The following is a 13859-nucleotide window of genomic DNA, read 5'->3' as shown; positions in this document are numbered from 1 at the left end:
TAAGCGCTGGCGACGCTTTAATTCGGCATTAATCGAAATTAAGGCACGCATACTTTGAGCACCATCTAAGTTGGTAATACTACCTAATAAATGAGTCAGGTTTCTAAAGAGATTGGCCATTCCTCCACCTTTGTAGTCAATGAGTAAGAATGCAACTTCATATGGAGGGAAATTGACTGCTAGGCTTAAAACACTATTCTTAAAAATTATGTATATACTAAATAAAGTTGGAATTTCATCCTAATGATAAAAAATGATTGGTCTAAATTAGTTATAATACCTAACTTAAACCAATCAGACTATTCATAGCTAAAAAATATTAATTTAAGTACTATACTCAAAAATAATAATTTCCTAATTTTATTTAGATGAGGTTAATTTTCCACTATATTTATTAGCACGTTTTCTTTTAGGTGGACCAGAAGTCGTTGAAGCTCCTGAAATAGTTACATCTAATTTTTCTGCCAACTCTTTATCCATATCCTCAAATGCTTGCACCATATTATTCATATAATTATTCATTTGAGTAACTGCCTTCGCTAAACTATCACTACACTTAGTGATTGTAGTTGTACAATTTTGAATGGCATCCTTGCTATTATCCCCAGCAGCAATACTTGAAAGTAGCCCCGAACTGGGAGCTTCAACTGGACCATTAAGAATATTACTCATATGACTAGAAAAATTTGTGTTTTTAATTTGATTAACATCCAATTTTTTATCTGCCATTTAAATACCTCTCTTTCTTTTTAGTTTATTTCATTAATAAAATCTCCACTTAACTGAACTATTGTCTATTTAGTATTTCTTCACGTTCTTCTGTTGAAAATCCATTATACCACTTGATAAAATCAGCTATTGAGTTAATTTCATGATCTCGTTTATCACTGCTGTTAATACCGTCTAAAGTTACATTTCCATAGGGATTCTCCCCTTTTGGAACCAATAATTCTGCTATTCTAGCTGCTTCATTTTCTTCATACATATGAATTTCTATTCGCTTACCTTTTTTTAGTTTAGAGGCAATTTCTGGATATACCTCTCCAATAAAAGCACCACTTAAATCATCTAATTCGTGTTTACTAAAAACAACTGAATTTATTCTAAAACTATAATAAATATGTGGAACATTTGGTTTCTTTCTAAATGTTGTATCTGTAAAAAAATCATACTCTGTTTCTTTATCTTCTATTTCAATATTGGAAACAATTTCTTCTGTTTCAATATTGAAATAAATTCCACTTAATTCAGCAGTTTTTATATTCCTAATATTTATTTTAAGAAATTCCTGCCCATCATATTGATAGATTCCAGAATGACCAATTGGCTCCCAGCCATCCTTGTAATCTTTTATTTTTTCTATTAAAGAAATCGTTTTGTATTTATCTAAATTTGTTCCATTTATTTTATAGACAATTAATTCATAATAATCTGCCATTGCTTCTTTTCCAGAATATACTTGAGAACGTACTTTACTATTTTCTTGTATCAAATATTTTTGGGTGAACATTGGTGGCATAGAATACTCTTCCACAATCTCCCCTTTATATTTTTTATTCTGATGTGCATCTTTTTTATCCTTTTCAAATTCAATGATTATATTTTTTTTATTTCCCCCAAAATACTGAATTTCTAAAACTTCTGCCGGTGTAACATATACCCAATCTGGTATTGCATTTTCTAACTTTTTTTCCTGGTCCTTTTGATATTTTGTGTATTGCCAATAAAATATGCTAGTCGCTATTAACACAAATACTCCTAAACCTATTTTAATTGCTCTATTTGGTTTCAATATTCTTCCACTCCTGTTTTTTCAACTAGACAAGCAAGATGAAGTTAATTTTCCACTATACTTATTAGCACATCCTCTTTTTGACGGAGTAAAAGTAGCTGGAACACCTAGAATGGTTACTTTTATTTTTTTGTCTGCCGTTTAACTACCTCATTTTTTATCTCTATCATTATTATTTATAAACTATTGATTTTCTAATGCTTTTTCACGTTCTTCTTCCGAAAAACCATCATACCATTTAATAAAATCTGTCATCGAATGAATATCATGATCTTTATGATCAATACTATTCTTACCATATAATATCAACCCTTTATACGGATTTTCTCCCTCAGGAACAAATAGTTTTAAGATAGAGTCTGGATCGCTCTCTTCAAATATTAACCCTTTTACTATCAAATCTTTTTTTAAATTCGAAAAAAGTTCAGGGTAACTTGCGACTATGTGACTTTGAGTTAAATCTTCTGAATCTGATTTAGTAAAACTTACTGCATTCAAACTAGGTTTGTACGTAAATAACGACGAATTTTTATGAATATCATGAAAATTCGTCATATCTCCAATTTGATATTCTTTGGAAGCTTCATCAATTGTAATATTTTCAATAAAATTTTCGGTTTCAATATTCAAATAAACTTTTTTCAGTTCGCCCGTTTTTTTATTTCTTATATGGACTTCAATATATTCTTGTCCATCTTCCCGGAAAATATCGCCACTGCTATTAGGTTCCCAATCTTTTTTATACATCTTAATTTTGTTTATTAAATCAATTGTTTTATATTCCTTCAAATCTTCCTCTTCTATTTTGTAAATAATTAACTCGTAGTATTCTGCTAATGATTTCGGTAACTCCTTTGCTTCAAATTGAATTTTACTATTTTGTTGAATTAAATATTTATTACTAAAAACTGGAAAAGGATAACGCGTTCTAACAGTTTCTCTTCCTCTTTTTACTATCCCCGAATCCCTATTTATATAACCAACAACTTGTATCAAAACATTTTGTTTATTTTCACCAAACGACTTCACATCTAATACTTCATTAGGTTTGAAATACTCCCAATCTGGTTTTGTATATTCTATCTCTTCATTTAACTTACTTCTATATTGCCAACCTATAATAAAAATGGCAACAACTAACACTATTCCAACTCCAATTTTAATTCTATTATTTTTTTTCATTATCTTATCTCCATCCCTGCTTTGCTAACCAATCAAATAGTTCTTCTCTTTCAGTTTGACCAAATACATTAAGCGCATCATCTAGTTCTTGAAGTTTTAAATCTTCGAGTTTTTTATCACTAGTTCCTATTAAATATTTTTCAGCATCATTAAGTGTTCTTTCATCATTTTTAAACTTGTCTTTCAATGCTTCTGGAGTCAAATAACCAATTAATCCACTCTCGTTCAATTTTTGTAAATTCTGCGTTGCGTGCACATCTTGAATACCAGGTGCCTTCATAGTCCCACCATTTCCATGGATACTAATAGATTCTGCTCCTAATAACTTATTATAGTAATACTGTGCGGTTTCTCTCTCCTTTTCACTGAGACCTGTTATTTTATTTTGAAAATTAATTAAATCCTCTCCCATACTATTTATCCCCGAAATATAGTCCTTATAATCCGTATACCCAGCTAATTTGTCGACACCCGCATCTTTCAGTTTACTAAAATCACCGTTTGCTAAGTTTGTTAAGAAACCAATTCCCGCTCCTAAACCTGGATGGAATATACCGCCAATTGTAACAGCACTACTTGTAATTAGATTATCTAGTGCTTCCTGTTTTTGTTTATTTATTTCTGCCATTTTTTCCGCAAAACCAGCCATATCTCCCCCTGGTTCAGTATTTCCATGCCGATTTATTCTTATTTCACCAACTGGATGTTTTGTGAGTCCACTATTTCCGTTCTTCATATTCGCAAAATTTGCAGAGTTCTCAAAAGTAGAAAAACTAATTTCTCCATCTTTATTTATATTTAATTTTTCAATAGAAAACCATGTAGAAAAAGCAGATCCTGCATTTGTTATATCAAGCATTGATTCTGAAGGCGTAGATAAAGCTCCTACTGCCATAGTTAAATAACTTAATGCACAATACTTATTAAATTGACTATTTAATTTTTCATAGTCTGGATGACTTGGATCCATAGTAGACATTAAGTTAGCATTTTGTAATGCCATCATTTCTCCCATCGCACTCAATCTTACTGAATGCTTATCCATATTTTTCTCGTCACCTTGTCGCAACAAAGCATTTAATACATCTTCTAAATCTGCTATTTTTCCATCACTAGGTATTTCGATCATCCTAGATAGTTTATCAATCGCTGTTGCATAAATGCCATCACTTAAATTATCTGGATTTAATTCAAAAAATTTATCATACTCTCCATTTGCTAAATATTTCACAGCCTTAGCATCATCTTTTGCATTTACACTATTTAAATAACCTTCTATATTATCCGCATCAAAGTGCCCATCTATAATGAGTTGAAGAACATCCTTTGGTGCTAATCCGTTAGTTGGATCTGTCATTGTCGTCACTCTATTAATTGCAACTAGACATTTATCTAAACCAACTTTAACTTGTTCTAACTCAGTAATAAATGTTTTATTGGCTGAATGAAGATTGGTTCTTGTTACTTTAATAGCAGTAATTTTACTTCTCAATTCTTCATCAAAACTATTCACAGCCGTATCAATTGTACTCACTGGACTTCCCAAAGATATTTCACCAGCTATATCGCCATCATTCATAATATCTGATAGTACTTTTTTGATTTCATTTGCCTCATCAGTTATTTGTGGAATTTGTGTGTTTGTCAATTTTTCACAATAAATATCATCTACTTCGGGACTTGACGAGCGAACTTTCTGTGAGAATCCTTCACCAGTTATTTCTGCATAATACTTTGCCATTGCTTGACCTGTTGAAGTAACTTCTGATGGAAAATTCGTAAAGACATCTTTGCTTAAGTTATTCATGACTGCGATATACTTTTCAATAGCTTCTGCTTTTTGTCCCTCTACTTTTGCTGAAAACTTTTTATTTGCTTCATTCAACGCACTGTCTACCGTCTTTGAATAATCATTTAAAAGTGTACTAACTTGATTCAAAGCATTAATATTGTCTAATTTTACTGCCAATTTTTTCACCTCTCACTTTTTTATTTTTCTTTATTTTTTGATTTTTCAGCTTCTTCAGCAAGTACAGCTAGTCCATAGTTAGCCCCTAATGTTAGCAGTTTCACATCATATGCCATTATTTTTTTGTTTAATTCATGGACAGCATGCTCTTTTTCTGCTTTCACTTTATCAACACATGTAGTAATAATTGTTTTTGTTGCTTCATGTTGTTCATCATACTTTTTTCCAGACATTTTGGTTGTATCTCGATCTTCGCGGACATGTTTACTTGAAATATGTTTTGTATTTAATTGTGTAACATAGTCCTGCATTCTTTCTTTTTTTATTTTAATTTCTCTCATTTCTAAAAGGATATTTTCTGAGTTGCTCATTTACTTACTCCTTTTTATTTTATTGTCTGACTTGTTTTATTTTATGACCATAATTATCCATAATATAGTAAGATTCATCACTAGCTAATGGCTCTTCCTTATAATTTTTGTTATTTGGACTAAAAATATTTTGGTCATTCATACGTACTTTAATGACAGCTTCCTCGAATGTCTTCACAACTTTACTTACATCATCATAGCCTTTAGCTAATTCAAAAATATCATTAATAGCCAACACAATCACACCTTGAGAATGACCTTCCGTCATTATTTGAGCCATATATTGTAAAGCTTTTGAATCCATATTAGCAGTTACTTTACTTACACTATGAATGATAATGAAAATCGGTTCTATTTCTTGGTAATAGTCAGCTAATCTAATTGCTTCATTTTCTTCTTTGTATTTATTAAAATCAGTTGTACGCTCTTCAATTTTTTCTTTTATTACTTCAATTAAGTCACTATATTCTTCTTTATTTGTTGCTACAGCATTTACTTGCTCATATTTCGTATACAAGCCACTATTTTCAATATCAAATAGCACTTTGATCATTGTTTTTTCTTGTACAAAGTCAATAATTTGCGAAGCAAATTCTTCTCCTTCTTGCTGTTTGGCGTAGCCAAATAGCAAATTGTTTCTTCTATAATTCCATGATACACTTTCTACCTGTTCAAAATCAATTCCTACTGGAATTAATTCAGGTATTTGAATATCTCGTTTTACCGATGGCATAGCTTTGAAGTCAGATAAAGTTAAAACATCCGGTACCATTGGAATTGGTAAAGGTCTTTCTCCATCCCAAGCCTCATCCATCTCTTTCGCTTCCTTCTGAATCCCCTCAATAATCTCCAATGTTCCCTCACCCATCGTTGGTAAAGCACTTTGGAAAATCGTTGGTTCATCAAACTTAATCATCCCACGTCCTTGCATATCCTCAATCGATAACGTCGTACGTCCAACAATCCCACGTGCTTCATTATCATCAATCATTTTCAATGCAATCTGAACCTTAATATTACTTTGAAGATTAGCTTTCAGACTTGCTTGGCGTCCAGCTGTCACGATTAGATGCATCCCAATTCCTGCACCTTCTCTAGCAATTTGATTGAAGACTAATTCCAAATCTGATTCAAACTTCGCATTTTTAAACCCTTCAAATCCATCAACCATCACTAAAATACGTGGTTCTTCCTCACCACTAGCCTTCTCATACATTTCAAGACTCGCCACCGCAAAATTACTCAACAGCTTCTTACGACGCTTCATTTCCGTCATCATGCGACGCATAAACTTCCCAATCTTTTCTTCTTCATCAATATTCATGGTATCTGCCACATGCGGTAAGCCACGAAGTGGCAAGAGTCCATTTGTCCCAAAATCAAGCAGATAAGCATGCAATCGCTCTGGATTATGCTGTCTTGCTAACCCCATTAAAATACTTTGCAAGAATGTCGACTTCCCATAACCTGGACTTGAATACAAGGCAATATGCCCATCCTTAGACAAGTTAATTCTAAAGCTTTCCTGTGCCTGCATACTTGGAATATCCGCAATCCCTAGCATTGGTTCAAGCTCCGACTTCTCTTGCCATGCAGTCTTATAATCCACCGTATCCAACTCAGGTAAATAAACACGCTCTGCAAGTGGTGGCAACCATGGTCTTGGTAATGGTGCAATCCCAGCTTCTTCAGTAATCGCATGAATGCCATCAATCACCGCATCCAATTCAGTTGGCACTGTCTTGACTTCTTTACCATCCGATAACCCACTTAAATCTTCACTTAAAATTTCATATTGGCCTAGATCATTAATCGCATAAATTGTATTATCTACTTCTTCTTGATCAGACTGATCTGGAAGGTAATCTGCTCCACTCCAAGCACTTTGGAACAGCTCATAAATTTCATTATTCCCAACTTGTAAATAAGCACGTCCTGGTTGGGTGATTTCCGCCGCATCTGGGGTTTTGAGCATTTCCATTGAATCTGATTTATCCGCTACTTTTAAGGCTAATTTGAACTTTGAGTTACTCCAAATTTGGTCATCTACCACACCACTTGGTTTTTGGGTGGCTAATATCAAATGAATACCTAGTGAACGTCCAATACGAGCCGTTGAAACGAGCTCTTTCATAAATTCTGGTTGCTCAGATTTTAACTCCGCAAACTCATCACTAATTAAGAATAAATGTGGCATTGGTTCACTCACATCGCCATCTTTATAAAGCTTTTGGTATTGGTTAATGTGATTCACATTGTTTTCTGAGAATAAGCGCTGGCGACGCTTTAATTCGGCATTAATCGAAATTAAGGCACGCATACTTTGAGCGCCATCTAAGTTGGTAATACTACCTAATAAATGAGGTAGGTTTCTAAAGAGATTCGCCATTCCTCCACCTTTGTAGTCAATCAATAGGAACACAACTTTTTATAGATAGAATCTATAATTAAATTTAAAATGCTATTAAAAAATATGTATGTACAACTAAAAATAGAACTTTACTCTAATGTTAAAAATGATTGGTTTAAGTTATATTTCTCAACTTAAACCAATCATTTTACTAAAATCAAATTCCATAAAGGTCTTGCAGCTTTTTAAATCCCTCATTATGCCATTTCTTTGTACCATATCTACCTGGTATTTCTAAATGAAAAACTTCATCATCTTCTTGATGAATTGATAACAAATAATACAATCCTTTTCTCTCTAAGAAAATATGTTCAATATCTTCTGCTGGAATAAATTCATATTCTCCATCTAGTTTTCCACTCATACTGCTTTTACTTAGTATAACAACTCCATTTTCACCAAAACAAGTAATATAGTTTTTTGTAAAAAATGGTACAAATACTGACATCATTAATCTTAAACCATATGATGGTCTTTTTATGCTGAATAAATATATTTGATTTTCTTCTTTTAGTTGATTTTGCTTTAACACTTCTTTAATTTCATTTTCCATAATTCCCTCTAGCCACCTATTTCATTATAGTAAATTCTATATCTTCTAAATCTACTTGAATATCTTCTGAATTATATTCAATATTTGAATCTAATAATTCTCCAAAACCTTGAGCATCAAATCCAATCCCAACATTGACACCTTCATATGGTTCTACATAAGGGAAAAATACACTATCAAACCCAAAAACGTTCTCACTAGAAAATTCTTTATCGTTTAATTTAAAATTTAATATTCCTTTAAATTCAAAATTTTTAATTTTATCTCCAGTGTTGTTATAAAGTATTCCTACTACATAAATTCTATTTTCAACATCATCATAAAAACTTTTTGCAATCAATAATGTCAATGAATCTTTGTACACTTTTTGCTCCGTATCATTAAATATGGAGTATGTTTGATCTATTACCTCTTTTGACTCAACACTAAAATTATGACCTCTCTCATATATTTTAAATACATTTATCTTTTTCTCTTCTTTAATTTTTGGCTTATTTGATTCTATTTTTACTAATTTAATTTCACTTTCTTTTATACTTTCTTTAGTAGATTGCTTGTTACTTTCCATACATCCCGTTAAAAATAAAATGCTTAGTATTAGTAAAATTATTCTCTTTTTCAATTTTATATCCCCCTAGTATAACTTTTATATTTAAAATGCACCGCCACCACCATCTAAATTTAATTCTTTTGAATAAGAATTATTTTTCTTTAAATAGTCTTCCCAATTTAATTTAGAATATCCATCATAACCATCTTCAACAAGTTTATTTAATGCGTCAAATTCTCCGAGGTTTTCAATATTTGTCATTTGACTATTTTTTACTGCATCTTTTATTTTCTCAGTACTCCAATCTATAACTGGCTTTACAACAATTGCTGTCACTGCTGTTGCACCTACAAAGACAAGAACTGGATTAGAGAATCCTGCTATGGTAACTAGAGCCCATCCAACACCTGTTGAAGTAGCTTGTCCTGCTACAACAGTCGCAACATTATTGTAAAGTGATCCAATATTATCAACAATATATTGGTCATAATCTCCACTTAAATTTAATTGTTCATAATTTTTGTTTGCTTCAAGTCCTAAAGAGACATAGTTAAGCAATCCATTTAATGTAGTCAATTTATATTTTCCTTTTATTCCGCCAATAAATTTATTGACAGAATAATCACCAAAAGTATCTACTGTTGTTCTTCTAACATTTCCTCCAAAAATATATTTTATAACATCGTTAGAACCAAAATATCTAACCGTTCCATCAATTATCTTAATCGAATGCTTATCAATAAATGTTTGTTTAAAAATTTTTGCATATCCATAATTTTTTTCCCCATCGCCTACCATACTCAACAACTGAGAAAAACTTTCCATACCACTAAGTTTTTGTAAGGACATTGCTCTGTAACTTTCTTGAATTGCTTTATAATTTTCTGAAGAGCTATCTGTTGCTTCTTCTATATTCTTAATTGTTTGCTCCTCATGTTGTTTAATAGAAAGAGTAATAAGACTGTTTTCTCCAATTAAAGTAGTAGAAATCCTATTGTAAAAACTATCTACTAACCGATCCATTCTTTTACTCAAAATATCAACATCATCTTGAAGAAATAAATCTCTACTATCTAAAGACATAAATTCCGTATTAGCTGACTTCACAAAGTCATCCACTCTTATTAAATACTCTTCTAACTTTGAACTCATTGCTGAAAGTCTATTTTCTGACTCTTCTAAATCATATACGACTTTTTTTGGTACGTCTACCATTTTTCCACCTACATTTCTTATTTTCTTTTATATGAACTACCTGAAAGTATCGCTTGAGTTTGTCCTCCACTAATTGTCATCTGATTATTTTCTGCCCCTATTTTAAAATCAGATGTGTCAAATGAAGATGAATTAAGTGAAGTATATGCATTATCTATTTTCTGGAATTCTTCCTTTAAAACTTTAATATCATTATAATTTTTATTAATAAAATCACCTATATTTGTACTCATCTTCTTTTTTATAGTAGTGACATATGCTTTGTACGCTATTCCGACATTTCCATCAAAACTTTGACTAATTCCATTTTCTATACTACCTAATTTTTTAGTAATATTTTCATATGAATCAATTAATTTCATTAACATTTCTTCTGCTTCTTCAACAAACTCTGTATCTATATTTACTTTTCCCATACAAAATCTCCTTCTTTACGAAATACTATCCATATATTTTCCTGTTGTTTTGTTTAATTCGACTAATGTATGCACATAATCACACATTTCTTCATTTATACCAGAAAGCATAAACACAAAATCTTGTGATTCTAATCCTAATTTGAAAATATTTTCTGTAGCTGCTGTGGCTGCTTGTCCTTCCAAGGCACTAGTTGTAGTAAAATGAGCCACAAGTTTTCCAATTTTTTCATCAAAATCATTTACTAAATCTTTCAATTCATTAAAATTATTTTGTAATTCTTGCATATCTATAGATATTTTCCCTGCCATGTCTCATCCGCCTTTCTACCCCACTGCCATTTTCCAAATGAAATTATTGTTATTAAATCTTGTTACAATCTCTGTCTTCACTGACTCATCACAACTTAAACTATGAATTAAAATTTTAGCTTTTTTATAGTCTTCAACATCAAAATATGTCGTAGCTAAATAGTTTAATTGAGCAATTTCATTGTCTTTTTGATTTTGGATTGAAATAACTTGATTGTGAATATTATCAATAAGATTTTCAATTAAAGTTTCATATGATCCCATTTCAGTCTTTAATCTAAATTTCAAATAATGGTGACCTTCTTTTACGTCTAAATTTTCCCAATTATCAAAATACTCAGCTTGTCTATCAATGGTTTCTTTTATGTTTGTTATTAGCGCTTGCTTTCCTGCTAGTCTGACTTTAATATCAGCTAATTTTCTCATTCTGTCATCATAATTCAAGGTTCATCCCCTCCTTTGAATCTTCTTTCTTATCTTCATAGCCATTTTCTTGTAACCAAAGATGCATTCTTTTTCTCATTTCAATTTCATCATCATCTTGATAGCCTTTAAAAACTACACTGTTAACGTCTACTCTATTAAAGACAAGCATTTTATTAGAATCAACTCCATCTGGATAGATACAGCCACAGTAGTCATACATTTTTTTTTCATCATTTTCTTCAATATGCATAACTCTACCAGTAATCATTACTTTTTTTAGTGAATCCTTCAAATACACAATACTTCCAATAGCTAAAAATTCATTCATTTTCATTACTCCATTCTTTTAGGTGTTTTTATTTTTATAAATTCATTATCAATAACTAAATAGGCATCATCCAATGCAATCTCTGGTTCTCTATAAAAACTGCCACTTACTGAAAAGTTTTTGATATTACCAAGCTTTCCGAAAACTAATAAGTTTTTTTTGTTTTTTAATAGTCTTATAAATGATGATGAAGCAGAAAAAGCATTATATTCTCCTGAAATGATGATATAAATTTTCACTGCACTTCCTTCTTCTGTTAATTCAGTTAACATTAAATCTACATCTTTATTAGAAATTTTTTCAATCATACTAGCATCTCTTATATAGATAATAATTGGTTTTATTTCAATTGAATTATTCCCAGAGGATGGGTTCATATTTTCCATTCTTTTCTTCATAAGTTGATATACAGAGATAATTTTTTCTTCATAATCAGTTACATCATCAGTATAGTAAGTCAAACTATCTTTCAATTGGTAATGACTTTTATTTGCATCATCTAACAAAAGAACATCTACTTTTTCTTTGATAGATCCTAGTGATTCAACTAAAAATTCATTTTCATATCGTAGTAATTTTTTACCTTCACCAGTAATAATAAATGGTGAAGTAAATTGGAGATTAATCCCTTGGGCTACTACTTCTTCATAGTCCATCCCAACTGGCAATATTCCATTAGCTAACATTTTTTTTATATTTCTTTCACTTCTAAATTTCTCAAAATCAAGCACATCAGGCATCATCGGAATCGCCTCAGGTAACTCTCCATCCCAAGCCTCATCCATCTCTTTCGCTTCCCTCTGAATCCCCTCAATAATCTCCAATGTTCCTTCACCCATCGTTGGTAAAGCACTTTGGAAAATCGTCGGTTCATCAAACTTAATCATTCCACGTCCTTGCATATCTTCAATTGATAACGTCGTACGTCCAACAATCCCACGTGCTTCATTATCATCAATCATTTTCAATGCAATCTGAACCTTAATATTACTTTGAAGATTTGCTTTCATACTTGCTTGGCGTCCAGCTGTCACGATTAGATGCATCCCAATTCCTGCACCTTCTCTAGCAATTTGATTGAATACTAATTCCAAATCTGATTCAAATTTCGCATTCTTAAACCCTTCAAAGCCATCAACCATAATCAAAATACGTGGCTCTTCCTCACCACTAGCCTTCTCATACATTTCAAGACTCGCCACCGCAAAATTACTCAACAGCTTCTTACGACGCTTCATTTCCGTCATCATACGACGCATAAACTTCCCAATCTTCTCTTCTTCATCAATATTCATGGTATCCGCCACATGAGGCAATCCTCTTAGTGGAAGCAAACCATTTGTCCCAAAATCAAGCAAGTAAGCATGCAAGCGTTCTGGATTATGCTGTCTCGCTAAGCCCATTAAAATACTTTGTAAGAAAGTTGACTTCCCATAACCTGGACTGGAATACAAGGCAATATGCCCATCCTTAGACAGGTTAATTCTAAAGCTTTCCTGTGCCTGCATACTTGGAATATCCGCAATCCCTAGCATTGGCTCAAGCTCCGACTTCTCTTGCCAAGCCACCTTATAATCTACCGTATCCAACTCAGGTAAATACACACGCTCTGCAAGTGGTGGCAACCATGGTCTTGGTAATGGTGCAATCCCTGCTTCTTCAGTAATCGCATGAATGCCATCAATCACCGCATCCAATTCAGTTGGCACCGTTTTGACTTCTTTGCCATCGGATAAGCCACTTAAATCTTCACTTAAAATTTCATATTGACCTAAGTCATTAATCGCATAAATTGTATTATCCACTTCTTCTTGATCAGACTGATCTGGAAGGTAATCTGCCCCACTCCAAGCACTTTGGAACAGCTCATAAATTTCATTGTTCCCAACTTGTAAATAAGCACGTCCTGGTTGGGTAATTTCCGCCGCATCTGGGGTTTTGAGCATTTCCATTGAATCTGATTTATCCGCTACTTTTAAGGCCAATTTGAACTTTGAGTTACTCCAAATTTGGTCATCTACGACACCACTTGGTTTTTGAGTTGCTAAAATCAAGTGAATACCTAGTGAACGTCCAATACGAGCCGTTGAAACGAGCTCTTTCATAAATTCTGGTTGCTCAGATTTTAACTCCGCAAACTCATCACTAATCAAGAATAAATGTGGCATTGGTTCACTCACATCGCCATCTTTATAAAGCTTTTGATATTGGTTAATGTGATTCACATTGTTTTCTGAGAATAAGCGCTGGCGACGCTTTAATTCGGCATTAATCGAAATTAAGGCACGCATACTTTGAGCACCATCTAAGTTGGTAATACTACCTAATAAATGAG

General features: G+C 32.3%; 14 protein-coding genes and 1 pseudogene. All 15 read right to left on the bottom strand.

All coding sequences use genetic code 11. From position 1 onward, the window contains the following. Window positions 1-192, bottom strand: a pseudogene (locus BMW29_RS13615) (FtsK/SpoIIIE domain-containing protein); the annotation flags it as partial. Window positions 193-360: 168 nt separating this feature from the next. Further along, complete coding sequence (locus BMW29_RS13610; protein WP_092654294.1) at window positions 361-729, bottom strand: hypothetical protein; 369 nt, start codon at window positions 727-729, stop codon at window positions 361-363. A gap of 58 nt (window positions 730-787) precedes the next feature. Continuing rightward, a complete protein-coding gene (locus BMW29_RS13605) occupies window positions 788-1792 on the bottom strand; it encodes a hypothetical protein (RefSeq protein WP_092654292.1) in 1005 nt (334 codons plus the stop codon). Window positions 1793-1975: 183 nt separating this feature from the next. Further along, the gene (locus BMW29_RS13600) at window positions 1976-2974 is read right to left on the bottom strand and encodes a hypothetical protein (RefSeq protein WP_092654290.1); all 999 of its coding nucleotides are present in this window, start codon (window positions 2972-2974) and stop codon (window positions 1976-1978) included. Window positions 2975-2978: 4 nt separating this feature from the next. After that, window positions 2979-4943 carry a hypothetical protein gene (locus BMW29_RS13595; protein WP_092654288.1) on the bottom strand — a complete coding sequence of 655 codons (1965 nt, stop codon included), beginning with the start codon at window positions 4941-4943 and terminating at the stop codon, window positions 2979-2981. A 20-nt stretch (window positions 4944-4963) separates the two neighbouring features. Then, on the bottom strand, window positions 4964-5314 hold the full coding sequence (locus BMW29_RS13590; protein WP_092654286.1) for a hypothetical protein: 351 nt from the start codon (window positions 5312-5314) through the stop codon (window positions 4964-4966). A gap of 19 nt (window positions 5315-5333) precedes the next feature. Then, entirely contained in the window at window positions 5334-7703 is a 2370-nt protein-coding gene (essC, locus tag BMW29_RS13585; protein ID WP_218139673.1) for a type VII secretion protein EssC, read from the bottom strand. 178 nt (window positions 7704-7881) lie between these two features. Continuing rightward, a complete protein-coding gene (locus tag BMW29_RS13580; RefSeq protein WP_092654284.1) occupies window positions 7882-8277 on the bottom strand; it encodes a hypothetical protein in 396 nt (131 codons plus the stop codon). Between the two features lie 16 nt (window positions 8278-8293). Further along, window positions 8294-8899 carry a hypothetical protein gene (locus BMW29_RS13575; protein WP_092654282.1) on the bottom strand — a complete coding sequence of 202 codons (606 nt, stop codon included), beginning with the start codon at window positions 8897-8899 and terminating at the stop codon, window positions 8294-8296. Window positions 8900-8929: 30 nt separating this feature from the next. Then, window positions 8930-10042, bottom strand: coding sequence for a hypothetical protein (locus BMW29_RS13570; protein ID WP_092654280.1), 1113 nt, complete (start codon window positions 10040-10042; stop codon window positions 8930-8932). Window positions 10043-10059: 17 nt separating this feature from the next. Next, window positions 10060-10458, bottom strand: a complete 399-nt coding sequence (locus BMW29_RS13565) for a hypothetical protein (protein ID WP_092654278.1) — start codon at window positions 10456-10458, stop codon at window positions 10060-10062. Between the two features lie 15 nt (window positions 10459-10473). Beyond that, window positions 10474-10770: a hypothetical protein gene (locus BMW29_RS13560; protein ID WP_092654277.1), complete on the bottom strand. Its 297-nt coding sequence runs from the start codon at window positions 10768-10770 to the stop codon at window positions 10474-10476. Window positions 10771-10785: 15 nt separating this feature from the next. Further along, complete coding sequence (locus BMW29_RS13555) at window positions 10786-11214, bottom strand: hypothetical protein (protein ID WP_092654275.1); 429 nt, start codon at window positions 11212-11214, stop codon at window positions 10786-10788. Next, a complete protein-coding gene (locus BMW29_RS13550; RefSeq protein WP_177165795.1) occupies window positions 11204-11524 on the bottom strand; it encodes a DUF4176 domain-containing protein in 321 nt (106 codons plus the stop codon). The genes BMW29_RS13555 and BMW29_RS13550 overlap by 11 nt, the downstream gene beginning before the upstream one ends. 5 nt (window positions 11525-11529) lie before the next feature. Beyond that, the coding region (gene essC / locus BMW29_RS13545) for a type VII secretion protein EssC (protein ID WP_143047380.1) at window positions 11530-13859 on the bottom strand (2330 nt) is incomplete at its 5' end.

The sequence above is a fragment of the Isobaculum melis genome (assembly GCF_900111355.1).
In the GTDB taxonomy this organism is placed as follows: Bacteria; Bacillota; Bacilli; order Lactobacillales; family Carnobacteriaceae; genus Isobaculum; species Isobaculum melis.
This window is presented reverse-complemented; position numbering and strand designations above follow the sequence as displayed.

Bases quoted from the DNA above. Each gene is read 5' to 3' on its own strand.
- BMW29_RS13570 (WP_092654280.1), bottom strand. From the start codon at position 10,042: ATGGTAGACGTACCAAAAAAAGTCGTATATGATTTAGAAGAGTCAGAA.
- BMW29_RS13600 (WP_092654290.1), bottom strand. From the start codon at position 2,974: ATGAAAAAAAATAATAGAATTAAAATTGGAGTTGGAATAGTGTTAGTT.
- BMW29_RS13550 (WP_177165795.1), bottom strand. From the start codon at position 11,524: ATGAATGAATTTTTAGCTATTGGAAGTATTGTGTATTTGAAGGATTCA.
- BMW29_RS13590 (WP_092654286.1), bottom strand. From the start codon at position 5,314: ATGAGCAACTCAGAAAATATCCTTTTAGAAATGAGAGAAATTAAAATA.
- BMW29_RS13610 (WP_092654294.1), bottom strand. From the start codon at position 729: ATGGCAGATAAAAAATTGGATGTTAATCAAATTAAAAACACAAATTTT.
- essC (WP_218139673.1), bottom strand. From the start codon at position 7,703: ATGGCGAATCTCTTTAGAAACCTACCTCATTTATTAGGTAGTATTACC.
- BMW29_RS13580 (WP_092654284.1), bottom strand. From the start codon at position 8,277: ATGGAAAATGAAATTAAAGAAGTGTTAAAGCAAAATCAACTAAAAGAA.
- BMW29_RS13560 (WP_092654277.1), bottom strand. From the start codon at position 10,770: ATGGCAGGGAAAATATCTATAGATATGCAAGAATTACAAAATAATTTT.
- BMW29_RS13565 (WP_092654278.1), bottom strand. From the start codon at position 10,458: ATGGGAAAAGTAAATATAGATACAGAGTTTGTTGAAGAAGCAGAAGAA.